Raw genomic sequence first — 23,396 nt, 5'->3', positions numbered from 1 at the left:
ATCAGGATGCCATTAAAACGAAAACAAGCGCTGCGATCGCCGGGCCGCCCTGGATCAGGAGGATGCGCGGCTTGACCGACCACGCGCCATATATAGCGGCAACGATCACGCACACAAGGAAGAACACCTTCAGTTCGAAGGCAAAGGCCGGTTCCGACTGGATCAATGACCAGAACAGGCCGGCCGCAAGAAAACCGTTGTAGAGCCCCTGGTTTGCGGCGAGCACCCGCGTCGTCTCCGCCTGCTCTGGCGTCATGCGGAAGACCGCCCTCCCCCGCGGCCCGGTCCACAGAAACATCTCGAGCACGAGAAAGCCGACATGCAGCAGTGCCGTCAAGGCAATCAGAGAGTTTGCGATGATCGCCATCATTGTTCCCTGCCGTCGATCCCTTCAACAGGGTTAGCACGGCGCCGGCTGCGCGGCTATCGCCCGCGGCGCACCAGGTAGAGACCGCTGACCAGCACCAATGCTGCCGCCAATCCATACCAGGTCAGCGCGTATTGGAGATGGTTGTTGGGCAGATCGAACTGGGTAACGCCGCCGATCGGCAGGCCACCGGGATTGGGCGTCGCATCGGCATCGACAAACAGCGGCACCACCTTGTCGGCGGGAAGCCCGACGGACGACGCCATCGTGTCGAGATCCTTCCAGTAGAAGATGTTCTTGGCGAGGTCGTTTTCCGGAACGAGCGACGACGGCTTCTGGTCAAGCTTCGATCGTGCAAGGCCATGAATGCCGACGAAGGCCGGAAGCTCGCCAGCAAGACGGGTCGACGAATCCTTCTGTTCGAAGGGAACAAAACCACGATTGACGAAGAGGAAGCGGCCATCGTCCAAAGTCAACGGCGTGAAGACGTAGTAGCCAGTGCGGCTGTCATAGGTCGCGAAGAAGTGCCGCTCCTTGCTGTGATCGAAGGTGCCCGTAACCGTGACGGTGCGGTAGTCGATGTCGATCCCGTCTGCGAGCATCTTCTCGATTTCGCCGATCGACACCGGAGGCGCCGACCGGCGCTCCTGGATCGCCGTGAGCAGGCCTTCCTTCCAGTGCAGCCGCTGCATCTGCCAGGTGCCGAGGGAGACAAGGATGGCGAAGGCGACGGCCAGCAAAACAAAGGCAGCGAGACGTCCGAAAAGGCCCCGCTTCCTCCTGCTCTCGAGCTCAACCACGGTCGATTTCGCCCGAGCGCGCATTGTTGCGGTACTGCAGGTTGATCAAGACGCCCTTGAGCATGCGTGTCAGCCCAAGGCTGAGGATGGTCGCAAGCGGGATCCACAACAGGAAATGCAGCCAGAGCGGCGGGTTGAAGTTGATCTCCGCCCAAAGCGCCGCACCGACGACGACAAAGCCGACGATCAGGATGACGAAGACCACCGGGCCGTCGCCGGAATCGGCGAAGCGGTAGTCCAGGTCACAATTCGTGCAGGCCGGCTTGACCTTGAGGAACCCGTCGAACAGCTTGCCCTGGCCGCAACGCGGGCAAAGCCCCTTGATGCCGGTCATTACCGGATCCACCGGCGGGAAATGTGCTTTGTCTTCGCTCACGGCTTGATCTCGATCGGTGTGTTGTTGGGCACCATCGCCCAGATTTCATCCATTTCGGCATTGGTAACCGCAATGCGGCCGTCCGTCCAATCGAACCGCTGCGTCAAAAACGCCAACCAGCCGAAATAATTGGGCTGCCGTGGATCATGATCATGCCGCCCGGGTCGACCTATCTCGCTTCACTGGCAGCAGGCAATCAAAAGAACAAGGCGGCTGCATGGCTGCAACCGCCTTGTTCGCTACAGTCAGATGCTCGCGGAATTAGCCGTGAGCGATCGGTGCACCCCAGCTACCCCAGATGTAGATGGAGAAGAAGAGGAACAGCCAGACGACGTCAACGAAATGCCAGTACCAGGCCGCCGCTTCGAAGCCGAAGTGCTGCTTCGGGGTGAAGTCGCCGCGGAGCGCACGGAACAGGCAGACGAGCAGGAAGATCGTGCCGACCAGAACGTGGAAGCCGTGGAAGCCGGTCGCCATGAAGAAGGTCGCGCCGTAGATCGAGTCCTTGAAGGCAAACGGAGCGTGGGCATATTCGTAGCCCTGGACGAAGGAGAACAGCACGCCGAGGGCGACCGTCAGCGTCAGGCCGGAGACGAGACCCTTGCGGTCGTTGTGCAGCAGCGCGTGGTGCGCCCAGGTGACCGTCGTGCCCGAAAGCAGCAGGATGACGGTGTTGTAAAGCGGCAGATGCCACGGGTCGAGCACTTCGATGCCCTTCGGCGGCCAGACGCCTCCAGTGAAGGTTGTACGCGCGGTCTGGATGGCTTCGCCGGCGAAAAGGCTCGCATCGAAGAAGGCCCAGAACCAAGCGACGAAGAACATCACTTCCGAAGCGATGAACATGATCATGCCGTAGCGCAGGTGCAGCGACACGACGCGGGTGTGGTGACCTTCGTGCGCTTCCTTTACCGTGTCCGACCACCAGCCGAACATGGTGTAGAGAACGATGATCAGACCGGCGAGCAGGATCCAGACGTTGGCGAGCTCGAAGCCGAAGATCTTCAGCGAGCTGCCCGCGAGGTAGCGCATGTAGCAAATGCCGCCGAACGCCATGACGAAGGCGCCGATCGAGGCAAGCAACGGCCAGGGGCTCGGGTCGATGATGTGGTAGTCGTGATTCTTCTGATGCGCACCGGCCATGTCAGTAATCCCCGATAAGTCTCTCTCTTGTCGCCTTTCCGGCATAGCCGAAAAGGACCTCCAGTCAAAGTTTGTTCTCTTCCGTCTTCACCTGCGCCACCGGTTTCGACGGTTCGCGCGGGTAGAAGGTGTAGGAAAGCGTCAACGTCTTGATGTCCTTGGTCTCCACCGCCTTGACGATGTCCGGGTCGACGAAGAATACCACCGGCATCTCCATCTCCTCTCCCGGCTGCAGCGTCGTCTCGGTGAAGCAGAAGCACTGTACCTTGTTGAAATAGGCACCAGCCTGCATCGGCGTGACGTTGAAGGTCGCCTGGCCCGTCGTCGGCTTCGACGACAGGTTCTTCGCCCGGTACATCACCTGCACCGTTTCGCCGATGCGGATATCGATGTCGCGCTGGACCGGCTTGAACTCCCAGGGCAGACCGCCCGAGGTGTTCGCGTCGAAGGTGACCTTCACCTTCTCGTCCAGGATCACATCGGAAGCCTGCTCGACACGCTGCGTCGTCCCGTTATAGCCGGTGACGCGGCAGAACATGTCGTAGAGCGGCACGGCTGCATAGGCCATGCCGACCATGCCGGCGACGAAGGCGAGGCAGGTGCCGACGACGACTCGGTTCGAGCGCTGCTTCGGCGTGGTTTCCAGTGAATTCGTCATGCCATCCCGCCTCAGTTGACCATGCCGTTGCCGAACTTGATCAGCGTGACGATGTAGAAGAGGACGACGAGCCCGAAGAGGACGAAGCCGAGCGCAATGTTGCGGCCGCGACGCGACTTCTTCTGGGCTTCAGTGAGCTTGACGGTTTCCATCAGACAATACTCCCGGCATTCAGCCAGATATTGACGATCAGGTGATCCGCCATCAGGGCGGAAAAGATCACGAACAGATATATGATCGAGAAGGCGAACAGCTTCTTGGCCGGCAGCATGCGCTCATCCGCTTCCGGCATGCGCAGCACGCCGATCGAATACCAGATGAAGCCGAGGCCGAGTGCCGTTGCCACGAGGCCGTAACCGATGCTCGCGAAGCCGAGCAAGGTGGGACAGATACCGATGAGCGCAGTCAGCACGGCATAGATGACGATCTGCTTCTTGGTGGTCGCCTGACCGCAGACATTCGGCATCATCGGCACGCCGACGGCGCCGTAGTCGCCCATCTTGAAGAGCGCGAGCGCCCAGAAATGCGCCGGCGTCCAAAGGAAGGTGATAAGGAAGAGAACGATGCTCTCGATCGACACGGCGCCGGTGACGCAAGCCCAGCCGATCATCGGCGGGAAAGCACCGGCCGCACCGCCGATGACGATGTTCTGCGGCGTCGAGCGCTTCAGCCACATCGTGTAGATGACCGCGTAGAAGAAGATCGTGAAGGCGAGCAACCCGGCTGCGAGCCAATTGACGGCGAGCCCGAGGATGATCACGGAAAAGGCAGAGAGCGTCAGACCGAAAGCCAGCGCTTCCTGCGGCAGGATCTTGCCTGCCGGGATCGGGCGCTTGGCGGTACGGCTCATGACCGCATCGATATCGGCGTCATACCACATGTTCAGCGCACCGGACGCGCCTGCGCCGACGGCGATGCAAAGAATGGCGATGAAACCGATGAAGGGATTGATATGGCCGGGCGCGAGTACCAAGCCTGCGAGCGCCGTGAAGACGACGAGGGACATGACACGCGGCTTCAGAAGCTCGAAATAATCGCGCGCAGAGGCTTCGGACAGACGCGGTACGCCTTCCATGCCGACTGCTTCGTGATTGTCGATGACCGTCATGTCCTGTCCCTGATTTAGTCCCGGCCGCAAGGGCCGCGTATCGCCGGTTTCCCGGCGGGGTGAAGCCGCCGGAACCGGCGGCTTCTGTTCGTTGCCCGTCACTTGATGCGCGGGAGCTGCTCCCACTGGTGGAACGGCGGCGGCGAAGAAAGCTGCCATTCCAGAGTGTTCGCACCCTCGCCCCACGGGTTGTCGCCAGCGACGCGCTTCTTGGCGAAGGCTTCGACGACGCCGAAGAGGAAGATCAAGACGCCGACGGCCGCGATGTAGGAACCGTAGGACGAAACCATGTTCCATCCGGCAAAGGCATCCGGGTAGTCGATGTAGCGGCGCGGCATGCCGGCGAGGCCCAGGAAGTGCTGCGGGAAGAAGATCAGGTTCACGCCGATGAACATGACCCAGAAGTGCAGCTTGCCGATGAACTCGGAGTACATGTAGCCCGACATCTTCGGGAACCAGTAGTACCAGGCAGCGAAGATGGCGAAGACGGCGCCGAGCGACAGAACGTAGTGGAAGTGAGCAACCACGTAGTAGGTGTCGTGCAGCGAGCGGTCGAGGCCGGCATTGGCGAGCTGAACGCCCGTGACGCCACCGACGGTGAACAGGAAGATGAAGCCGATCGCCCAGACCATCGGGGTCGTGAAGCGGATCGAACCGCCCCACATCGTCGCGATCCACGAGAAGATCTTAACGCCGGTCGGAACAGCGATGACCATCGTCGCGAAGACGAAGTAGCGCTGCGTGTCGAGCGACATGCCGACGGTGTACATGTGGTGCGCCCACACGATGAAGCCGACGGCGCCGATCGCGACCATGGCGTAGGCCATGCCGAGGTAGCCGAAGATCGGCTTGCGCGAGAAGGTGGAGACGATGTGGCTGATGATGCCGAAGCCCGGCAGGATCAGGATGTACACTTCCGGGTGACCGAAGAACCAGAACAGGTGCTGGAACAGGATCGGGTCGCCGCCGCCCTCAGGCGCGAAGAAGGCCGTGCCGAAGTTGCGGTCGGTGAGCAGCATGGTGATGCCGCCTGCCAGAACCGGCAGCGAGAGCAGCAGCAGGAAGGCGGTGATCAGTACCGACCAGGCGAACAGCGGCATCTTGTGCAGCGTCATGCCCGGAGCGCGCATGTTCAGGATCGTGGTGATGAAGTTGATCGCACCGAGGATCGAGGATGCACCGGCGATGTGCAGGCCGAGGATCACGAAATCCATGGCCGGCCCGGGCATGCCCGATGTCGAGAATGGCGGATAGACCGTCCACCCGCCGCCTGCGCCGTAGGCACCGGCCGGCCCCTCGACGAACATCGACAGCAGCACCAGCAGGAAGGCCGGGACGATCAGCCAGAAGGAGATGTTGTTCATGCGCGGGAACGCCATGTCCGGCGCACCGATCATGATCGGCACCATCCAGTTGGCGAAACCGCCGATCAGCGCCGGCATGACCATGAAGAAGATCATGATGAGCGCGTGCGCGGTCGTGAACACGTTGAACATGTGCTTGCCGCCGTCGATGGCAGCATCGCCCTCGAAGCCGTAGACCATCTGTGCCAGACCGTGGAAGATCTGGATGCCGGGCTCCTGCAGTTCGGCGCGCATGAACACCGAAAGCGTGCCACCGATGATACCCGCGATGATCGCGAAGATCAGGTACAGCGTGCCGATGTCCTTGTGGTTGGTCGACAGGAACCAGCGCTGGAAGAAGCTCAGAGGCTTGTGCGCATGGTCTGCGTGGCCATGATCGGAGTGATCATGGCGTTGATCGTGATGAACGGCTGTTCCAGCCATGGGTCGAGCTCCCCTTCCGATTACTGTGCGGCGTTAGCGGCGACGTCGACGGTCTTGGCCGCTTCGATGGACGCCATGAGCGCCTTGTTCGCATCGCCGAGATTGGTAGCGGCGGCTGCGAGCCAGGTGTCGTATTTTTCTTGCGAAACAACGCGGATGGCGATCGGCATGTAGGCGTGATCCTTGCCGCAGAGCTCGGAACACTGGCCGTAGTAGAGGCCTTCGCGGTCAGCCTTGAACCAGGTTTCGTTCAGGCGACCGGGAACGGCATCGATCTTCACGCCGAAGGCAGGCATTGCGAAGGCATGGATCACGTCGGCGGCGGTGACGAGGAGACGAACCGTCTTGCCGACCGGAACGACAACTTCGTTGTCGACAGCGAGCAGGCGCGGATATTCCTTCTTGTCTTCCTTGCCGAGGGCGGCGCGATCTTCTTCCTTCATCAGCAGGCTGTCGAAGGAGAGCGGGCTTTCGCCGACCTCATATTCATAGGACCAGTACCACTGGTTGCCGGTCGCCTTGACCGTCAGATCCGGATTGGCCGGCGGCGTGAGCTGCGCAGTCAGGAGCTGGAAGGACGGAATGGCGAGGAAAAGCAGCACGATAACCGGACCGACGGTCCAGATGACTTCGATCGCGGTGTTGTGGCTGGTCTTCGAGGGAACCGGGTTGGCACCTTCACGGAACTTGACCACGACGATGATCAGCAGGAGGAGAACGAAGAGGGTGATCGGAATGATGAACCACAGGGTGTAATGCTCAAACCACGTGATTTCTTCCATGATGCCCGTAGCGGCCGGCTGAAGATTCGTCTGCCATTCGACAGGCTTGTCAGCAAAGGCGCTAGAAGCAAAAAGCAGACAGGCAAGCGCTGCCAGAACTGCATAAGCCTTGTTTTTCACAATGTGTCTCCCCAATGCGCTTGATCAGGATCAAACCGGAACGCAGAATCCCTGCGATACTGCTGCGCTTCAAACCACAGTTTGTCCGATGCCGCAACATCTGACCAATCAACCCCGTGCGGCATTTTTGCACAAACGCATCTTTTCACACAGGCACCCCTTAGAAGCCGTCACGAATCGACTTATATGACCTCTTCCGCGCCTATAGCGGCGATTGCACGCGGCCGGCGCGGCAACACACAGGATGGGGGCGTTTACCCGTCCAATTTCCGCCATATGACGCTGGAATGTGCTCCGCGGGGCTTTTCATTTATTCCCGCGCGCTTCAAGAATAGCCCTGATGATTCGACGTTTTGAGGTTTACATGGGCCTGCCCCTCTTTTCGCGACTGTCGGCCTTCGCCGCCTTCGGCCTTGCCGTTCTCGCCCTCCCCGCTCAGAGCCTGGCCCAGCAGCCCGCCGGAACCCCCGGCACAGTCAAGTCCAATCACGGCGCGTGGTCGATCGTTTGCGATCAGCCGGCCGGCGCATCCACCGACCAGTGTGCGCTGATGCAGAACGTCATTGCCGAAGACCGGCCGGAAGTCGGCCTGTCGGTCGTCGTCTTGAAGACGGCGGATCGCAAGGCGAAGATCCTGCGCGTGCTCGCCCCGCTCGGCGTCCTGCTGCCGAACGGCCTCGGCCTCAATGTCGACGGCAAGGATATCGGCCGCGCCTACTTCGTGCGCTGCTTCTCCGATGGCTGCTATGCAGAAGTCGTGCTCGAAGACGAATTGCTGAAGACCTTCCGCTCCGGCGCCACGGCCACCTTCATCGTCTTCCAGTCGCCCGAGGAAGGCATCGGCATCCCGGTTGATCTCAAGGGCTTCGGCGAAGGCTACGACGCCCTGCCCTGAGCGGCGCCCCGGGACCCCACGCCAAGAAGACAGAACGCCGCGCTTCGAGCGCGGTTTTTTGTTGGCGCCGGCGCAAACGACAAAGCCCGGATCGCCGATCCGGGCTTTGTCGTAATCAGAAGCGTCGTGCTTCAGATGATGTCGGTTCCGGCAATCTTGATGCCGAAGCCTTCGAGGCCAACATAGTGGCGCTCGCGCGAGGCAAGAAGGCGGATCGAGCTGATGCCGAGATCCTTGAGGATCTGCGCGCCGAGGCCGATTTCCAGCCATTCGTTCTCGCGCGCCTGCGCCTCGTCATGCGCTTCGCGATCGTGCTTGCCCTTGCGAGCCGTCTGCGACACGCCGACGCCGACCGATCCTTCGCGCAGGTAGACGATGACCCCCCTGCCCTCTTCGGCGATGCGCTTCATGATGCGATCGATCTGGCAGTCCTTGCCGAAGACATCGGCGCCGACATTTTCAAGATGCAGCCGGACCGGGATGTCGACGCCGTCGCGGATGTCGCCGAAGACGACGGCGAGATGCTGCATCGGATCCCAAGGGAGCGAATAGGAATGCCCCTTGGCCGGACCGTACGGCGTTTCGATGTCGAAGGAGCCGCCCTGCTCGATCAGCGTTTCCTTGCGCTGGCGATAGGCGATGAGGTCTGCGACCGAAACCTGCTTCAAGCCGTGGGTTTCGGCAAAGCTCGCGACCTGCGGCCCGCGCATCACGGTGCCGTCGTCATTGACGAGTTCGCAGATGACGCCGATCGGCGGCAGGCTTGCGAGCTTGCAGAGGTCGACGGCAGCTTCCGTGTGACCGGAACGCATGAGGACGCCGCCTTCGCGCGCGACCAGCGGGAAGATGTGGCCGGGGCGAACGAAGTCCGTCGGCCCGACATTGGGATTGGCAAGATTGCGCACCGTCAGCGTGCGGTCGTCGGCGGAAATGCCTGTTGTCGTGCCGTGCTTGAAATCGACCGAAACGGTGAAGGCCGTCGTGTGGGCGGAATCGTTTTCAGCGACCATGGCATTGAGATTGAGGCGTTTCGCCTCCTCGCGCGGCATCGGGGTACAGACGATGCCGGAGGTATGGCGCACGATGAAGGCCATCTTTTCCGGCGTGCAATGCACCGCGGCGACGATCAGGTCGCCCTCGTTCTCGCGGCCATCGTCATCGGTCACGACGACGATTTCGCCGGCCTCGAAGGCGCGGATGGCATCGACGACACGCTTCTGATCATAGGACATGGTGCTCTTCCCGACTTGCTTGGCCGATTTGCTTAAGGCCGAATTACTTACAGCGCCGCGCGTCTACTAGACGCGCAAGGGTCGCTGTAACACTTTAAGTTGCCGCATAATTTTGTCCTTAAATCGTCTCCGATTTAAGGAGTTGTGCAGTGACGGCCGGTCTGGCCGCGGTCACGCAGATAGTGATCGGCGATCGTGCAGGCAAGCATCGCCTCACCGATCGGCACGGCGCGGATGCCGACGCAAGGATCGTGGCGGCCCTTGGTGCGGACATCGACTTCGTTGCCATCGCTGTCGACCGAGCGGCGCTCGGTGAGGATCGACGAGGTCGGCTTGATGGCAAAACGCGCGATCACCGGTTCGCCGGTTGCGATGCCACCGAGAATACCCCCGGCATGGTTGGAGAGGAAGACCGGCTTGCCGTCCGCGCCGATGCGCATCTCGTCGGCGTTCTCCTCGCCGGTGATCTCGGCGGCACCGAAGCCGTTGCCGATCTCGACGCCCTTGACGGCGTTGATCGACATCAGGTTGGAGGCAATGTCCTGATCGAGCTTGGCATAGATCGGCGCGCCGATGCCGGCGGGCACGCCCTCGGCGACCACTTCGACCACGGCGCCGATCGAGGAGCCGGCCTTGCGGATACCGTCGAGATACTCTTCCCACACCGGCACGATCTCCGGGTCCGGGGCAAAGAATGGATTGTTGTTGACCTCGGCCCAGTCCCAGTTGGCCCGGTTGATCTTGTGCTTGCCGATCTGCACGAGCGCACCGCGCACGATAAGGCCCGGGACGACCTTGCGGGCGATGCCGCCGGCGGCAACGCGTGCCGCGGTCTCGCGCGCCGACGAACGACCGCCGCCGCGATAGTCGCGAATGCCGTATTTCAGGTCGTAGGTATAGTCGGCATGGCCCGGGCGATAACGCTTGGCGATCTCGGAATAGTCCTTCGAACGCTGGTCGGTGTTTTCGATCAGCATGGAGATCGGCGTGCCGGTCGAGATCATCGTCTCGCCGTCCTCGTCGAACATCACGCCTGAAAGCACCTTGACGAGATCGTCCTCGCGGCGCTGCGTCACGAAGCGCGACTGGCCGGGCTTGCGCTTGTCGAGCCAGGCCTGGAGTTCGGCGAGCGTGAAGCGGATGCCGGGCGGGCAGCCGTCAACCACGCAGCCAAGCGCCGGCCCGTGGCTTTCGCCCCAGGTGGTGACACGGAAGAGATGACCGAAAGTATTATGCGACATGAAGGCTACCGGACCTTAAGCAAGCAACGGCCGTACGTTTCGTAGGCGGATGCCCTCTCTTAGTGGAAAGCCGGGGACGGGGAAAGACTTTTGCGCCTGCTGCCGTCGCCTTCGTCACGAAGCCAGGCGCAGGCCACGCTCGGCGGCAAAGGCGAGGAACGTCTCCGAGCTCAACGGCCTGGCGAAGGCATAGCCCTGCAGAACGTCGCAGCCGAGGATGCCGAGCATTTCGGCGTGCGCCATGGTCTCCACGCCCTCGGCCACGGTCTCGATGTTGAGCGAGCGGGCAATGTCGATGATCGAACGGACCAGCGCCTGCTCCCTGCGCGCGCTCAAGACCGGAACGACGAGCTGCCGATCGATCTTCAGCCGCTTCGGCTTGATCTTCAGCAGGCTGACGATCGAGGTGTGGCCGGTGCCGAAGTCGTCGAGTTCGATGTCGATGCCAAGCTTCTTGATGCCTTCGATATTGGTGGCAACGATGTCGTCGCTCTCGTCGAGGAAGATCGATTCCACCAGTTCGAAGCAGATCTGGCCGGGCGCGATGCTCAGGCCTTCGAGAGAGGACAGGAGGTCGTCGTCCTGAAGCCGCTTGGCCGAGACGTTGACCGAGATCTTCGGCACCCGCACGCCGGCAGCGGCCCACCGCATCTGGTCGGCCAGCGACTTTTCGAGCACGAGACGGTCCAGCGCCGCCGTGACGTTCAACTCCTCGGCGATGCCGAGAAAACGATCCGGCGTCAGGATGCCCTCACGCGGGTGGTTCCAGCGCACCAGCGCTTCCACCCCGCAAAGCGCGAGCGTGGTTGCATCGAACTGCGGCTGATACCAGGGCTCGAACTCGTCACGCTCGATGCCTTCGAGGATTTCGTCAGCGATCCGCTTGGCGGTCACGACCTCGGCCTGCAGCACTTCGGTGAAGAACTGATAGCGGTTACGGCCCGCCTCCTTGGCGCGGTAAAGCGCGATGTCGGCATTGATGAGCAGCTTGCGCGCATCGATCTCCGCGCCACGGCCGACCGCAACACCGATGCTGACGCCGAAACGGCAGGGAAAACCGTTGTAATCGACCGGCTGGCGCATCGCGGCAATGATCCGGTCGCAACGCGCCGCCAATGCCGCCTCGCCGGGCGCGCCGATGGCGGCGACCACGAACTCGTCGCCGCCGATGCGGGCGATGATGTCACCGGGCGATGTGTTTGCCCGGAGGATTTCGGAAGCGTGGATCAGCATGGCGTCGCCGGCGGCGTGGCCGAGCGTGTCATTGATCTGCTTGAAACGGTCGAGATCGATATGGAGGATGGCGATATCCTCGCGATCACCGGCGCTCGCCAGGCGCTCCAGCGCCTTGTCGAGCATGCGGCGGTTTCCGAGGCCGGTCAGCGGATCGTGGAGAGCGTTGTGCTCGATCCGCACCCGGGCCTGTTCCAGCTCGGCGTTCTTCGCATCCGCCATCGCCTTGGCTGCGCGCAACTGTTCGGTCATCAGCACGTCTTCAGTGACATCGAGCGCCATGCCGACAAATTTGCGTGCGCCATTCGGCGCCACGTGAAGCTTGCCGACCGACCGGATGTGGCGAACGCCGCCGGCCGGCAGAATCGCGCGCGCCTGGTGCACATAGGTCTCGTCCGCCGCAATGGCGCGGTTGACCGCGACCAGCGCCGGCGCCCGATCTTCAGGATGAAGCGCGGTGAGCCACGTCTCCTCATTGGTGGTCCCATCGATATAGACGAGACCGTAGAGCTGGTGCATGCGTTCGTCCCAATAGGTCAGTCCGCTGTCGAGATCCGCCTCCCACATGCCGCATCGATAGGAATCGAGCGCCAGGTCGAGGCGGCGCGAGAGCAGTTCAAGGTCCTGCTCGCGCTCGTAAAGACCCTTCAGCGCCTGCTCGAGTTCGAGATTCTGCTGATCGACCTGGGCCTTGGCCGCAGTCAGCCGCTCGGTCTTCATGACGTCGTCTGTGACATCCCAGCTAATGCCGGTGACCTTTGCACGGCCGTCGGCACCGCGATGGCTGGAGCCGACGTTGCGGATATGGCGCACCGCACCGTCAGGCAGGACGACCCGGTATTGCGAGCGGTATTCCAATCCGTCGTCCAAGCTGCGGAACAGCGCGTTGGCGGCGATGCAGATATCCTCCGGGTGCACCGTCGCGCGCCATTCTTCATAGGTCGGTTCCTCCAGGTGGACCTCGAGCCCATGCAGATGGAACATGCGATCGTCCCAGGAGCGCTGCTGCGTTTCGACGTCGATCTCCCAGATACCGATCTTGGAAGCGTCAAGCGCAAGGTTCAGCCGGTGAGACAGCGTCATCAGCTCCCCTTCCCGCGCCTTCAATTTGGCAATATTGCGCTGCCGCTCGTTGACGAGCCCGCCGGTCAAAAGGATCGGGATCACCACGATGGCGACGGCGGCGGCGATCGCCAGGCGAATGCTCTCTATGTTTTCAGGAAGCTGGTCCCAGCCTCCAACCGGCATGGCGGCGAGTTCCCAGGCGCCACCTGCCAGATCGAGCCGGCGCGTCACCGGCGCCTTGCGAAAAAGTGCGTCGTCGCCGAAGAACGCATCCTGGATCCGCTCCTGCTCGGAGATATCCCTGATCGCGAGGTGAACGTCGATGTGCCGATGATCCTTCGTCAGCTCCGGTGCTTCGCTGCCGGTCTCCAGGAGGCGCGCCGCGCGATAGAGCGCCTTCTCGTCGATAATGGCCTCGACATAGCCCCAGCGCTCCATGCGTCCCTGGATCTTGGAAAAGACCGGCAGGAAAAGCTCGAAACCGTTGCGTCCGCTCGGCAGGCGAATGGGGCCGATCATCACGGGCCTCACCGTCGACGACGCCCGCTCGATGGCGTGCCTCGTCGCGCCGAACCTGTTGAAATCCGTGCCAACGAACCATTGCTGGCTCTCACGCGGAAAAGCGATCCCCACCACGCCGCCGGGCGCAGCCGAAGCGCGCACCATCTGCGGGTTCTGCAGCAGGAGCTTCGTCGCCATGACGGTGAAATCGTCAGGCGTCATCGCCGGGTGCACGCCGATGCTGTTGGCGAACCCGTTCAGCGCCGCAATGTTGGTGTTTATCGCCGATTGCAACCGATTGGCGATGAGGTTCAGTTCATTCTCGACGTCGATCCGGAGATCATTCTGGAAATTTTCGCGATTTTGCCGCTCGTAGACGTAGCCGCCGGCAAAGACGACGAGGCCGGCGATCGCCGCTGGTATCAGCGATGGTTTCGCAAATCTGGCGGCCGCCCGAACGCGCTGGCGCAGAACGTCGATGATCTTCAATCTCTTCCCCTCGATCCCCAACCAAAGGTAGCGAGCGATTCTTAAGATTGGCTTTCGTCACAATTCCTTGGAAAACCCTATGATTCATGGGGAAATCGGCATTCCGCCTCCCGGACTTCGGCGCCCACCCGCTTGAAAAAAGCGGTGTCGCCGTTCAGTGTTCCGGCGTCGAAAGGCCCGTCAAAAAACCGGGGCCTGACGGCCAAAAGCCAAGCTACAAGGCAATTTTTGCCACAATCGGGGGCCAAGGGTGATGAGAGGGATGTTCGCAGAATCGTTGAAGAGGGCAAGAAAGATGCGTTTTGTCATTGCCGCGCTCATGGCCACCGCCGGCTTGCTTTCGCCTTTATCCGCTCTTGCGGAAAGCGCCGACGTGGAAGCTACCATTACGGGTGTCGATACCGAGCGCCTCAGCCTCCAGCTCGATGACGGCAAGAGCTACCAGGCACCTGAAGAGTTCAATTTCGAGGGCCTGAAGGCAGGCGTGAAGGTTCTGGTCTTCTACACGGAAGTCGATGGCAAACGGGTCATCAACGACCTCGAAATCGTGCAGTAAAAAAGACCAAGATCCGCCCGTCCTCCGGGGCGGCTCCTTCATTTCAGCGGTCAGATCCAGCCAATGGTCCCGCCGGAAATGCGCAGGAGGCGATCCTGCGGGATCGCCGCAGACGCAGCCTCCTCGGCCTCCATTTCCCCAAAGAGCTTGAAAAGCGATCGGATGACGCCGCCGTGGCTGACGCACACGGTCGGCTTCGTCACATCCTTGAGCCAGGCGGCAACGCGCCAGGACAGAATCTCATAACTCTCGGCATCGGGTCCCGGCGGAATGAAGTCCCATTTCACCGCGCGCCGTTCAGCGATTCTTTGCGGCGCCGAACGCTTGAGTTCTGGAAGAGTGTGCCCTTCCCAGTCGCCGAAGGAAACTTCCTTCAGCCGTTCGTCTGTCCGGTAGGCGGTGGGATCGAGCCCCATCGCCAGCCTCACGCGCTCCATGGTCTCGCGCGTGCGGCCAAGCGGGCTCGCGACGAAGTCGAAATGCACGGCGTCGGCGCCGAGGATAGCGGCAAGTGCTGCGCCATTGCCGGTCGCCTGCTGGCGACCGAAATCATTGAGCGGGATGTCCTTCTGCCCCTGGAGCCGGCTTTCGGCATTCCAGTCAGTCTGTCCGTGACGGATCATATAGATCAGCACAACATGTCTCCGGGCAGAAGGCCGTCGACCGAACCCGTCGTGGAGGTTCGGTCAGTCCTTGATCACGGAGATATCGGGCGCGTCCACGGCCTTCATGCCGACGACATGGTAGCCGCTGTCGGCATGGTGGACTTCACCGGTAACCGAACGCGACAGGTCGGAGAGCATGTAGAGGCCAACATCACCGACTTCTTCGATCGTTACGGTCCGGCGCAGCGGCGCGTTGTATTCGTTCCACTTGAGGATATAGCGGAAGTCGCCGATGCCGGAGGCAGCCAGCGTCTTGATCGGGCCGGCCGAAATCGCGTTGACGCGGATGTTCTTCGGACCGAGGTCCACCGCGAGATACTTCACGCTCGCTTCGAGCGCAGCCTTCGCGACGCCCATGACGTTGTAGTTCGGCATGACCTTTTCGGCGCCGTAGTAGGTCAGGGTCAGCATCGAGCCGCCATCGGTCATCAGCTTTTCAGCGCGACGGGCGACCGAGGTGAACGAGTAGACCGAGATCTGCATCGTCTTGGCGAAGTTCTCGGGCGAGGTATCGACGTAGCGGCCGGTCAGTTCGTCCTTGTCGGAGAAACCGATCGCGTGAACGACGAAATCGATCTTGCCCCAGTGCTTTTCGAGCGTGTCGAAGACGGCGTCGATGCTGGCTTCGTCGCTGACGTCGCAATGGCCGGCCATGAAGCCGTCGATCTCGGCGAGCAGCGGCTCGACACGCTTCTTGAGTGCGTCGCCCTGATAGGTCAGCGCAACTTCACCACCCTGCGCGTGGATGGCCTTGGCAATGCCCCATGCGATGGAACGGTTGTTTGCAACGCCCATGATGACGCCGCGTTTGCCCTTCATCAGACCGGATGCCTGAGCCATGGTAAAGTCCCCAATACTATTTCCAGCAACGGCCGGCGCCGTTGCCGAAGTTCACAAATGTCGCAGACGCACCGCCGGAACGGGTGCGGCAAAATGTCGAGAATTGCCTATGGCATAGCCGCCGGAGTGGTTCAAGCGCGGCCGACATCAGGAACTGTTAGTCCCCGTAATATTGGTTCAAAGTGTCAGAGAACTGTCACAAATGGGCCATCACAAATAGAGTCCGTCGCGCTGCGACTTCATCAGATCGGTCACCTTCTCATCCGGCGTGTCATTCAGAACCAGCCGCAGCTCGACCAGGAGGTCGCCGCGGGTGCCGTAGCTTCCAGGCAGGCCTTGGCCGGTGAGGCGGATGGTCTTGTCCGACCCGGACCAGGCAGGCACGACGACGGTCACCGGGCCGACCGGCGTCTCGATGCGCTCCTCGCAACCGAGAACGGCGCCCTGGAGATCGATCGACAAGGTCGTCAGCAGGTCGAGACCGCGGGTGCGGAAAGCGCCACCCTGATCGACCCGAAGCGTAACAACCACGTCGCCACGACTCATGCCGGTGACGCGATAGCCCTGTTCGGCAAGGCGAATGGCCTGGCCGTCGACGGCACCCGGAGGTATTTGAACCTTCAGGCTCTCGCCATCCGGAAGTTCGACCGTCAGACGCTGGCGATTGATCAGATCCTCGATGCTGACAGCCAGATCGACGGTCAGGTCGGGCACCTTCTCCGCGGTCTTCGCGGCACGGCCGCGGATGCGCCGGACGATGGCTGCGACGAGTTCGGCTGCGGGCGCTGCGGCGCGCTGCATGAACGGCGAATCCACCTTGGCTGCGGTTTCTTGCTGCACCTCGGCCGCGGGTTGAGACTTTGCCTCGGTGGTCTGAGCAGGCCGCTCCGGTTCCTTCGCCGCGGCCGGTTTCGGTGTAGGCTTGGGCGACGGGTTCGACGCGGGCTTCGGTGACGGCCGGGCCGACTTGGCCCGCGCCTCCGCACCAAAAATCTGCGAGATGGCGTCCTCGGCCGTCTCCGCGTCGACAGGCGGCTCCTCCTGCACGTTACCGCGCATCTTTGCCTTCATCGCCTCCATGCGACGAAGCTCGGCCTCACGGCGTGCATAGTCGTAGCGGCTCCTGAGCTTCGGGTCGCGCAGAAGTTCGTAGGCCTTGCCTGCCTCGGCAAAGCGCTCGGCCGCGGTGGGATCGTCCTGATTATGGTCCGGATGCACGGCCTTTGCCAGCGAACGCCAGGCCGCCTTGATTTCGTCCTGGCCGGCATTGCGCCGGACACCGAGGATCACATAGGGATCACGCATGGCTTCTACCATCTTCTCTGATCGGCGGCCTCTCCCTGACGCCCGCCTCATGCCCCGATTGAAGGCGTCGTTGTCGCCCGTCCACTGGGCATCGATGATCCGGAGAACTTGCTAAATAGTGGTTAGCCGCAGCGGCGCCGCCGGCACTGGAATGAGCGCCAAGGACGATCGTTCGCACCTTTAGAGAATTGTGGTTAATCGCCGATTTCCGAGCTTTGTCTCAGTCGCGCGGGCCGAAGCTCGTCAGATACCAGGCGCCATCGCCGCCCTGGCACGTGCTGCCGTCGAACTTTGCGATACCCTCATAGGAATGGCGCGTCGTGGTGAAGCGGCGGCAGAGCATGCCGCTCGCGCGGTCTTCCTGAATGCTGCTGATGACACCGGCACTGCCCGAAGTCGCATTGGCCCAGGGGATCGGGTTGATCATGCCGCCGCCCAGTTCCGCCGAGGTCACGGCATTGCGAACCATCACGGCATCGGAGAGGCCATCGGAGGTCTTGGCAACGGGAACGGTACCGGTGGAGACCGTGCGGTCGACGCTGCTGCCGAAGAGATCGAGCCCCGCGCCCATGCAGCCGGACAGCGCCAGGACCGGCAGGCAAATTGCCGCGCTACGCAGCAAGGCGAAGGAATACCCCTTCTTGGCGTCGATCCACTTTGCTATGTCTTGCACGGCAATCCTGTCAGACTCGCTGGAGCCGCACGTTTCTCGACAAGGTCAACATACAGGCTCCGACATTTTCGATGCGGAAATACAGGTCGGGCTCATCCCGAAGCATTTCCGCGCCAGACATCACGGCATTGGAACGCAATATGGCGGCGAATGAGTTAACAAGCGGTGACTTCACCGAATCAAATGAACCCTTTTCCCTGTTTGGCACATGGCTGAAGGACGCGGAAGGCAGCGAAATCAACGACCCGAATGCGGTCGCTCTCGCCACCGTCGACAGCGACGGATTGCCGAATGTCCGCATGGTCCTGCTGAAGGGCTTCGACGAGCGCGGCTTCGTTTTCTACACGAATTTCGAGAGCCAGAAGGGCCAGGAAATCCTTGGCGCCCGCAAGGCGGCCATGTGCTTTCACTGGAAGTCCCTGAGGCGGCAGGTGCGCGTGCGCGGTCCGGTCGAGATCGTGACCGACGAAGAGGCGGATGAATATTTCAAGAGCCGGCCGCGCGGCAGCCGCATCGGCGCCTGGGCATCGAAACAGTCACGCCCGCTTGAAAGCCGCTTCGCGCTGGAAAAGGCCGTAGCCGAATACACCGCCCGCTACGCGCTCGGCGAAATTCCGCGCCCGAGCTACTGGTCCGGTTTCCGTATCCGCCCGACTTCGATCGAATTCTGGCACGATCGTCCGTTCCGGCTGCATGACCGGCTGGAGTTCCGCCGGGCAGCACCCGAGGGCGGCTGGGAAAAGGTACGGATGTATCCGTGATTGGCCGCCGTTCAGGCGCCCGTTACTGCATGTTTCCTCTGATCGTAGCCGATTGAAGGACAAAAACATGCAGCAATTCAAAGCGCTACAGCGCTCTTTGCACGTCTAATAAGACGTGCGGCGCTGTAGGCGAAAGGGAATGCCTGAGGCCAGTGCCGAGACGTAACGGGCCCGCTGGAAATGACCATTCAGCGAAATACGTGGCAGCGCATGAGGCCGGGGGTGGGCTCGTGCGACCAGCGTACCGGGTTGGGTCGTGACCGCGAGAGTGAAACCGAGATCGGCGACGATCCGATGATCGCGCGGCGAGACCGCCGGTGCGTCGCCATAGGGATAAGCAAAGGTTAGGGGCCGGCGGCCGGTAATGGCCTCGATGCGTTGTGCGGACTCGCCAATTTCCCGCCTTGCCTCGGCGTCGGAGAGACGGGCGACCGACCGGTGGCTGATCGTGTGGGCACCGAGGCTTGCCAGCGGGCTTTCGATCAGCCGCCGCAGCCCCGTCTCATCCAAGGTCAGCCGGTCGGTTATTGCCTTCGGATCGATGCCGCGCTCGAGCGCGGCGGCATCCAGCGACGCAATCGCCTTCGCCTCGTCATGGCTATGGATGTAGGCTGCGATGCGGCCGAAGACCGCCTGTTTCTCCGCCGTCGTACGGGCCTCAAGCGCCTCCATTCCTGAGCCGAAGTCGAAGCGCAGCGTCTCGCTCACCGCGAGCACGTCGGCAAGCGTTTCCCACCAGAGCGTATGGGTACGGTCGATGAAGCCGCCGGTGACGAAGACTGTGAAGGGCGCCTGATGGCGCTCGAACACGGGCAGTGCATGCTCGAGATTGTTGCGGTAGCCGTCATCGAGCGTGAAACAGGCGATCGGCCCGCTCCCCGCGGCCAGCGCATCGGGCAACTGTTCGAGCGTGACGAAACGATTGCCGTCGCGCTTCAGCGTCGTCAGTGTCGCGTCGAGGAATTCCGGGGTGACTTCCAGATGACCGTTGGGATCGAAGGCACGCGCGAGCTTTGGCCGGACATGGTGCAGCGTGAAGATGGCGCCCTGCCCGCGCGCGCCAGCCATCAGCCCGGCGCGGCTCAGCCCGCCGGCGACCTCCAGCCCGCCGGCAATCGCGGCACGGCGAACAATCGTCCTGATCGTGTTCTTGGTGGTCGGCCCCATGTTCCCTCGTGCGGCGCCAGAGCGTCGTGCTCTGCGGGCTCAAGGTTAACGACGAGGGCGTTAAACCTTGTTGAATGAGAAGACATTTATCGCCCATTTACCACAGACTCGAAAACGGGCTAGGACTGTCCCAGTCCGCCCTAAAGTTGCAGCAAAGACACGGATCTTGTCACAAAACGAAACAGCATCGCGCCCGTGACTAACGGCGCTCTTTCGACGGGGATCGACATGAAAACTTTGCGCTGCCTCCTGTTGGCGACCTTCGCATTCGCGCTTGGGTCGGCAACGGCGATCGCCGGGAGTGCGTCGCTGGTGCTCGACGCGCGCACGGGCAAGGTTCTCTCGGCAGAAAATCCTGACGTCCTCAACCACCCCGCTTCGCTGACCAAGATGATGACGGTCTACTTGGCCTTCGAGGCGCTCAAGCGTGGAGAACTCTCCTGGGACAGCAAGATCAAGGTCTCGAAGGCGGCGGCGGCCAAACCGCCGACGCGCCTCGGCCTCAAGCCCGGCATGACGATCACGGTCCGCGAGGCGGTGCTCGGCATGATCGTGCGCTCGGCGAACGATGCGGCAGCGACCATGGCGGAAAAACTCGGAGGTTCTGAAGCCAATTTCGCTCGGATGATGACCGCCAAGGCACGGCAGCTCGGCATGAGCAAGACGGTCTTTGTCAACGCCTCGGGCTTGCCGGCGAGCAAGCAGGTGACGACGGCACGGGAAATGTCGACGCTGGCCGTCGCGCTGATGCGCGACTTTCCCAAAGAGTACCGGCTCTTTGCAACCGAGAGCTTCCGTTTCCACGGCCGCAAGCTTCGCGGCCACAACAACCTGATGTATCGCTACGAGGGCATGGACGGCATCAAGACCGGCTATACCAACGCTTCCGGCTTCAACATCGTCAGCGCCGTCAAGGACGGCAATCGCCGGGTGGTCGGCGTCGTGCTCGGCGGCAGAACGGCGCGCAGCCGCGATGCCAAGATGGCCGCGCTTCTCGATCGCCATGTCGGCAAGGCGGCAAAGGGCGGGCGGCAGCTCGTGGCATCGGCGCGCGGTGGCAAGCCGGTCGAAAGTGCGGTGGACGTGGCATCCGTAGCGACAGCCGAAGCGCCGATGCCCTACGCCGCGCCACAGCGCGCCAAGCAGGATTCCGTTGCGGCGCTCATCGCAGCGACATCCGCGACGGCGATCCCCGCGGAACGGCCGACCGAGGTCGCCGAGATCGAAAATACCGCGGCGACGCCCGTATCCGGCGGCTGGCAGATCCAGATTTCAGCTGCACCGTCGGCCGAGGCGGCGCGCATGCTGCTTGCCCAGGCGCGCTCCGAAGCGGGCGCTCCGCTCGCAGGAGCCACGCCCTATACCGAAGCTGTCGGCAAGGGCGCCAATGCGGTCTACCGCGCCCGCTTCGTCGGCTTTTCGAGTCGGGACGCGGCAGCGGCCGCCTGCGATGCGCTCAAGCAGCGCTCCTACGACTGCATGATGCTGCCGTCACGCGGCTGAGCGGCAACAAAGGTTATGCGCCGAGGCGGCGGACGTAGAACTTGCTGTCGACCGCCATCAGCGGAAACGTTCTTGGCAACGCATTGCGGTTGATCTCGGTAAAGCCGTTCTTCTCGTAAAAACGATGCGCGGCCAGGAACTTGTCGGTCGTTCCGAGGAAGACGGCGGAGATGCCGGCGTCTGCGGCATGCCGGAGGAGCGTTTCGAGCAACAGCGGCGCGACGCCAAACTCGCGGCCGCGAAACTCTGCGGCGACGAACATCTTGCGCAAGGCCGCATTACCGGCGCCAATATCCTTGAGACCCACCGTGCCGACAATCCTGTCGTCGGCAGTCGCCACCCAGAAGCCGCCACGGCCGGTCTGATAGAAGTCCGGGATAACGTGCAAATCCGGCTGTTCGTCAGCCGTGATCACGATCCCGAACTCTTCGCGCTGAATCGGCAGAATGACGCCGATGACCGCATCAACGTCCGATGGCTCAAAAGGTCTAACCGCGATCTTGTGCATGGGCCCGTCCTTTCCCCTCGGTCCGCGACAACGAAGATCATTACGCCTGCGTGCCGCCGACGGTGATCTGGTCCATGCGCAGATGCGGCTGGCCGACACCGACGGGCACCCATTGGCCGGCCTTGCCGCAATTGCCGATGCCGGTGTCGAGCTTGGTATCGTTGCCGACCATCGTCACCCGCTTCATCGCGTCCGGGCCATTGCCGATCAGCATGGCGCCTTTCACCGGCGCGCCGATCTTGCCGTTCTCGATCAGATAGGCCTCGGTGCAGCCGAAGACGAACTTGCCGGAGGTGATGTCCACCTGGCCGCCGCCGAAGGAGACAGCATAGATGCCCTTCTTGACCGAGGCGATGATTTCCTCGGGCGTCCGGTCGCCGGAGAGCATGTAGGTGTTGGTCATGCGCGGCATCGGCACATGGGCGTAGCCCTGGCGGCGGCCGTTGCCGGTGGGCTGCATGCCCATCAGCCGGGCGTTTTGGCGATCCTGCATATAGCCGACGAGCCTGCCGTCCTCGATCAGCACGTTGTAGCCGGACGGCGTACCTTCGTCGTCGATGGAAATGGAGCCACGACGCGCCTCTATGGTCCCGTCGTCGACGACGGTCACGCCCTTGGCCGCGACCTGTTCACCCATAAGGCCGGCAAAGGCCGAGGTCTTCTTGCGGTTGAAATCACCTTCGAGGCCATGGCCGACCGCTTCGTGCAGCATGACGCCCGGCCAGCCGGATGCCAGCACCACGTCCATGGTGCCGGCCGGCGCATCGATCGCTTCGAGATTGACCAGGGCCTGGCGCAGCGCCTCGTCGGCGCCCGTCTTCCAGTTTTCCTCGGTGACGAAATCGCCGAAGCCGCGGCGTCCGCCGGTGCCGAAAGAGCCGCTCTCCTGCCGGTCGCCGTCGCCGGCGACGACGGAAATGTTGATGCGCGTCATCGGCCGGATGTCGTGGACGCGGTGGCCGTCGGCCCGGAGGATATCGACGACCTGCCAGCTTGCCGCGATCGAGGCGGTGACCTGGCGAACCTTCGGATCCTTGGCGCGCAGATAGGCGTCGATCTCCTGCAGGAGCGCAACCTTCGCCTCGAAGCTCGGCTCGCCGATCGGGTTTTCGTCGCCATAGAGCTTCTTGTTGGTACGCTGCGGCGCTGCGGCATAGGAGCCGGCGTAACCGCGCGTTACCTGCGCCACCGCGTCGGAGGCTCGACGGAGGGCAGACAGGGTAAGCTCGCCGGCATGGGCATAGCCGACCGCCTCGCCGGCGACGGCGCGCAGGCCGAAGCCCTGGTCGGTATTGAAGCTGCCGCCCTTGAGGCGACCATTGTCGAAGGACAGCACCTCGGCCTGGGCATGCTCGAGGAACAGTTCGCCGTCGTCGGCAGCGGCGAGCGTCTCCGAGAGAACCTTGCGGATCGTTGCCTCGTCGGCATCGAAGAGGCTCATCAGATCGGTGTTCATGGTGGCGCGCTCCCGCATCAAGATATCTATGGCCTCCATTTAGGAAGGCCGCGGGTTCAAGCCAAGGAAAATCTCACTTAGGACGGGATGAGGAAAAGTGTGTGCGGTTGTCCGCTCGCATCCCGCTCTGACCGATGAGAGACGATCTCGATGACTTGCTGGTCGGTG

23 protein-coding genes and 1 pseudogene are annotated in these 23,396 nt (G+C 62.3%); 4 read left to right on the top strand and 20 right to left on the bottom strand.

The window, feature by feature from the left end:
* Position 1: 1 nt before the first annotated feature.
* The 10 genes and pseudogenes from BHMPCIPO_RS05535 to coxB form a co-directional block, all read right to left on the bottom strand.
* The gene (locus tag BHMPCIPO_RS05535; RefSeq protein ID WP_173515838.1) at positions 2-367 is read right to left on the bottom strand and encodes a DUF1304 domain-containing protein; all 366 of its coding nucleotides are present in this window, start codon (positions 365-367) and stop codon (positions 2-4) included.
* A gap of 56 nt (positions 368-423) precedes the next feature.
* The gene (locus BHMPCIPO_RS05530; protein WP_173515837.1) at positions 424-1,191 is read right to left on the bottom strand and encodes an SURF1 family protein; all 768 of its coding nucleotides are present in this window, start codon (positions 1,189-1,191) and stop codon (positions 424-426) included.
* Positions 1,160-1,543, bottom strand: coding sequence for a DUF983 domain-containing protein (locus BHMPCIPO_RS05525; protein WP_173515836.1), 384 nt, complete (start codon positions 1,541-1,543; stop codon positions 1,160-1,162). The genes BHMPCIPO_RS05530 and BHMPCIPO_RS05525 overlap by 32 nt, the downstream gene beginning before the upstream one ends.
* Positions 1,540-1,712 (bottom strand): annotated as a pseudogene (locus BHMPCIPO_RS33640) (L,D-transpeptidase family protein); the annotation flags it as partial. The pseudogene BHMPCIPO_RS33640 and the gene BHMPCIPO_RS05525, both read right to left, overlap by 4 nt.
* A gap of 92 nt (positions 1,713-1,804) precedes the next feature.
* Positions 1,805-2,683 carry a cytochrome c oxidase subunit 3 gene (locus BHMPCIPO_RS05515; RefSeq protein WP_173515835.1) on the bottom strand — a complete coding sequence of 293 codons (879 nt, stop codon included), beginning with the start codon at positions 2,681-2,683 and terminating at the stop codon, positions 1,805-1,807.
* 64 nt (positions 2,684-2,747) lie between these two features.
* A complete protein-coding gene (locus BHMPCIPO_RS05510; RefSeq protein WP_173515834.1) occupies positions 2,748-3,341 on the bottom strand; it encodes a cytochrome c oxidase assembly protein in 594 nt (197 codons plus the stop codon).
* An 11-nt stretch (positions 3,342-3,352) separates the two neighbouring features.
* Positions 3,353-3,493 carry a cytochrome c oxidase system small membrane protein gene (locus BHMPCIPO_RS05505; RefSeq protein ID WP_173515833.1) on the bottom strand — a complete coding sequence of 47 codons (141 nt, stop codon included), beginning with the start codon at positions 3,491-3,493 and terminating at the stop codon, positions 3,353-3,355.
* A complete protein-coding gene (locus BHMPCIPO_RS05500) occupies positions 3,493-4,449 on the bottom strand; it encodes a heme o synthase (protein ID WP_173515832.1) in 957 nt (318 codons plus the stop codon). Before BHMPCIPO_RS05500 ends, BHMPCIPO_RS05505 begins: the two co-directional genes overlap by 1 nt.
* A 98-nt stretch (positions 4,450-4,547) precedes the next feature.
* Positions 4,548-6,236 (bottom strand): cytochrome c oxidase subunit I, encoded by a 1,689-nt coding sequence (gene ctaD, locus BHMPCIPO_RS05495; protein WP_173515831.1) that lies wholly within the window; start codon positions 6,234-6,236, stop codon positions 4,548-4,550.
* A gap of 20 nt (positions 6,237-6,256) precedes the next feature.
* Positions 6,257-7,138, bottom strand: a complete 882-nt coding sequence (coxB, locus tag BHMPCIPO_RS05490; RefSeq protein WP_173515830.1) for a cytochrome c oxidase subunit II — start codon at positions 7,136-7,138, stop codon at positions 6,257-6,259.
* A 340-nt stretch (positions 7,139-7,478) separates the two neighbouring features.
* Here coxB and BHMPCIPO_RS05485 point away from each other — a divergent pair, with 340 nt between their 5' ends.
* On the top strand, positions 7,479-8,033 hold the full coding sequence (locus BHMPCIPO_RS05485) for an invasion associated locus B family protein (RefSeq protein ID WP_373419799.1): 555 nt from the start codon (positions 7,479-7,481) through the stop codon (positions 8,031-8,033).
* Between the two features lie 131 nt (positions 8,034-8,164).
* On the opposite strand, the gene ribB is transcribed toward BHMPCIPO_RS05485, so the two are convergent.
* The 3 genes from ribB to BHMPCIPO_RS05470 form a co-directional block, all read right to left on the bottom strand.
* Positions 8,165-9,265 carry a 3,4-dihydroxy-2-butanone-4-phosphate synthase gene (gene ribB / locus BHMPCIPO_RS05480; protein ID WP_173515829.1) on the bottom strand — a complete coding sequence of 367 codons (1,101 nt, stop codon included), beginning with the start codon at positions 9,263-9,265 and terminating at the stop codon, positions 8,165-8,167.
* Positions 9,266-9,399: 134 nt separating this feature from the next.
* Positions 9,400-10,506 (bottom strand): chorismate synthase, encoded by a 1,107-nt coding sequence (gene aroC, locus BHMPCIPO_RS05475; protein ID WP_173515828.1) that lies wholly within the window; start codon positions 10,504-10,506, stop codon positions 9,400-9,402.
* 114 nt (positions 10,507-10,620) lie between these two features.
* The gene (locus BHMPCIPO_RS05470; RefSeq protein WP_173515827.1) at positions 10,621-13,794 is read right to left on the bottom strand and encodes a bifunctional diguanylate cyclase/phosphodiesterase; all 3,174 of its coding nucleotides are present in this window, start codon (positions 13,792-13,794) and stop codon (positions 10,621-10,623) included.
* A 295-nt stretch (positions 13,795-14,089) separates the two neighbouring features.
* Between BHMPCIPO_RS05470 and BHMPCIPO_RS05465 the strand changes: the two genes are divergently transcribed.
* Complete coding sequence (locus BHMPCIPO_RS05465; RefSeq protein WP_113538088.1) at positions 14,090-14,350, top strand: DUF1344 domain-containing protein; 261 nt, start codon at positions 14,090-14,092, stop codon at positions 14,348-14,350.
* A 50-nt stretch (positions 14,351-14,400) separates the two neighbouring features.
* Here BHMPCIPO_RS05465 and BHMPCIPO_RS05460 read toward each other — a convergent pair whose 3' ends face one another.
* From BHMPCIPO_RS05460 to BHMPCIPO_RS05445, 4 genes are all read right to left on the bottom strand, one after another.
* The gene (locus BHMPCIPO_RS05460) at positions 14,401-14,985 is read right to left on the bottom strand and encodes a histidine phosphatase family protein (RefSeq protein ID WP_173515826.1); all 585 of its coding nucleotides are present in this window, start codon (positions 14,983-14,985) and stop codon (positions 14,401-14,403) included.
* 51 nt (positions 14,986-15,036) lie between these two features.
* Complete coding sequence (gene fabI / locus BHMPCIPO_RS05455) at positions 15,037-15,855, bottom strand: enoyl-ACP reductase FabI (protein WP_113537991.1); 819 nt, start codon at positions 15,853-15,855, stop codon at positions 15,037-15,039.
* A gap of 210 nt (positions 15,856-16,065) precedes the next feature.
* Positions 16,066-17,172, bottom strand: a complete 1,107-nt coding sequence (locus tag BHMPCIPO_RS05450; RefSeq protein WP_173515825.1) for a DnaJ C-terminal domain-containing protein — start codon at positions 17,170-17,172, stop codon at positions 16,066-16,068.
* Positions 17,173-17,380: 208 nt separating this feature from the next.
* Positions 17,381-17,833 (bottom strand): RT0821/Lpp0805 family surface protein, encoded by a 453-nt coding sequence (locus BHMPCIPO_RS05445; protein ID WP_173515824.1) that lies wholly within the window; start codon positions 17,831-17,833, stop codon positions 17,381-17,383.
* A gap of 140 nt (positions 17,834-17,973) precedes the next feature.
* Here BHMPCIPO_RS05445 and pdxH point away from each other — a divergent pair, with 140 nt between their 5' ends.
* A complete protein-coding gene (pdxH, locus tag BHMPCIPO_RS05440; protein ID WP_246304267.1) occupies positions 17,974-18,594 on the top strand; it encodes a pyridoxamine 5'-phosphate oxidase in 621 nt (206 codons plus the stop codon).
* A gap of 105 nt (positions 18,595-18,699) precedes the next feature.
* On the opposite strand, the gene BHMPCIPO_RS05435 is transcribed toward pdxH, so the two are convergent.
* Entirely contained in the window at positions 18,700-19,761 is a 1,062-nt protein-coding gene (locus tag BHMPCIPO_RS05435; protein ID WP_173515822.1) for a polysaccharide deacetylase family protein, read from the bottom strand.
* A gap of 228 nt (positions 19,762-19,989) precedes the next feature.
* On the opposite strand from BHMPCIPO_RS05435, the gene BHMPCIPO_RS05430 reads away from it, so the two are divergent.
* A complete protein-coding gene (locus BHMPCIPO_RS05430; RefSeq protein ID WP_173515821.1) occupies positions 19,990-21,264 on the top strand; it encodes a D-alanyl-D-alanine carboxypeptidase family protein in 1,275 nt (424 codons plus the stop codon).
* A gap of 13 nt (positions 21,265-21,277) precedes the next feature.
* On the opposite strand, the gene BHMPCIPO_RS05425 is transcribed toward BHMPCIPO_RS05430, so the two are convergent.
* Together BHMPCIPO_RS05425 and tldD are read right to left on the bottom strand one after the other, a co-directional pair.
* Positions 21,278-21,772: a GNAT family N-acetyltransferase gene (locus BHMPCIPO_RS05425; RefSeq protein WP_173515820.1), complete on the bottom strand. Its 495-nt coding sequence runs from the start codon at positions 21,770-21,772 to the stop codon at positions 21,278-21,280.
* Positions 21,773-21,812: 40 nt separating this feature from the next.
* Positions 21,813-23,228, bottom strand: coding sequence for a metalloprotease TldD (gene tldD / locus BHMPCIPO_RS05420; protein ID WP_173515819.1), 1,416 nt, complete (start codon positions 23,226-23,228; stop codon positions 21,813-21,815).
* Positions 23,229-23,396 lie beyond the last annotated feature (168 nt).

Origin of the sequence: Ensifer sesbaniae (assembly GCF_013283665.1) — a bacterium.
GTDB lineage: Bacteria > Pseudomonadota > Alphaproteobacteria > Rhizobiales > Rhizobiaceae > Ensifer > Ensifer sesbaniae.
Note: the sequence above shows the minus strand (reverse complement) of the source record. Positions and strands in the feature narration are given on the sequence as shown.

Bases quoted from the DNA above. Each gene is read 5' to 3' on its own strand.
- BHMPCIPO_RS05435 (WP_173515822.1), bottom strand. From the start codon at position 19,761: ATGGGGCCGACCACCAAGAACACGATCAGGACGATTGTTCGCCGTGCC.
- BHMPCIPO_RS05485 (WP_373419799.1), top strand. From the start codon at position 7,479: ATGATTCGACGTTTTGAGGTTTACATGGGCCTGCCCCTCTTTTCGCGA.
- ctaD (WP_173515831.1), bottom strand. From the start codon at position 6,236: ATGGCTGGAACAGCCGTTCATCACGATCAACGCCATGATCACTCCGAT.
- BHMPCIPO_RS05430 (WP_173515821.1), top strand. From the start codon at position 19,990: ATGAAAACTTTGCGCTGCCTCCTGTTGGCGACCTTCGCATTCGCGCTT.
- BHMPCIPO_RS05515 (WP_173515835.1), bottom strand. From the start codon at position 2,683: ATGGCCGGTGCGCATCAGAAGAATCACGACTACCACATCATCGACCCG.
- BHMPCIPO_RS05535 (WP_173515838.1), bottom strand. From the start codon at position 367: ATGGCGATCATCGCAAACTCTCTGATTGCCTTGACGGCACTGCTGCAT.
- BHMPCIPO_RS05510 (WP_173515834.1), bottom strand. From the start codon at position 3,341: ATGACGAATTCACTGGAAACCACGCCGAAGCAGCGCTCGAACCGAGTC.
- BHMPCIPO_RS05425 (WP_173515820.1), bottom strand. From the start codon at position 21,772: ATGCACAAGATCGCGGTTAGACCTTTTGAGCCATCGGACGTTGATGCG.
- aroC (WP_173515828.1), bottom strand. From the start codon at position 10,506: ATGTCGCATAATACTTTCGGTCATCTCTTCCGTGTCACCACCTGGGGC.
- pdxH (WP_246304267.1), top strand. From the start codon at position 17,974: ATGGCGGCGAATGAGTTAACAAGCGGTGACTTCACCGAATCAAATGAA.
- BHMPCIPO_RS05500 (WP_173515832.1), bottom strand. From the start codon at position 4,449: ATGACGGTCATCGACAATCACGAAGCAGTCGGCATGGAAGGCGTACCG.
- BHMPCIPO_RS05465 (WP_113538088.1), top strand. From the start codon at position 14,090: ATGCGTTTTGTCATTGCCGCGCTCATGGCCACCGCCGGCTTGCTTTCG.
- tldD (WP_173515819.1), bottom strand. From the start codon at position 23,228: ATGAACACCGATCTGATGAGCCTCTTCGATGCCGACGAGGCAACGATC.
- BHMPCIPO_RS05450 (WP_173515825.1), bottom strand. From the start codon at position 17,172: ATGGTAGAAGCCATGCGTGATCCCTATGTGATCCTCGGTGTCCGGCGC.
- BHMPCIPO_RS05530 (WP_173515837.1), bottom strand. From the start codon at position 1,191: ATGCGCGCTCGGGCGAAATCGACCGTGGTTGAGCTCGAGAGCAGGAGG.
- BHMPCIPO_RS05505 (WP_173515833.1), bottom strand. From the start codon at position 3,493: ATGGAAACCGTCAAGCTCACTGAAGCCCAGAAGAAGTCGCGTCGCGGC.
- fabI (WP_113537991.1), bottom strand. From the start codon at position 15,855: ATGGCTCAGGCATCCGGTCTGATGAAGGGCAAACGCGGCGTCATCATG.
- ribB (WP_173515829.1), bottom strand. From the start codon at position 9,265: ATGTCCTATGATCAGAAGCGTGTCGTCGATGCCATCCGCGCCTTCGAG.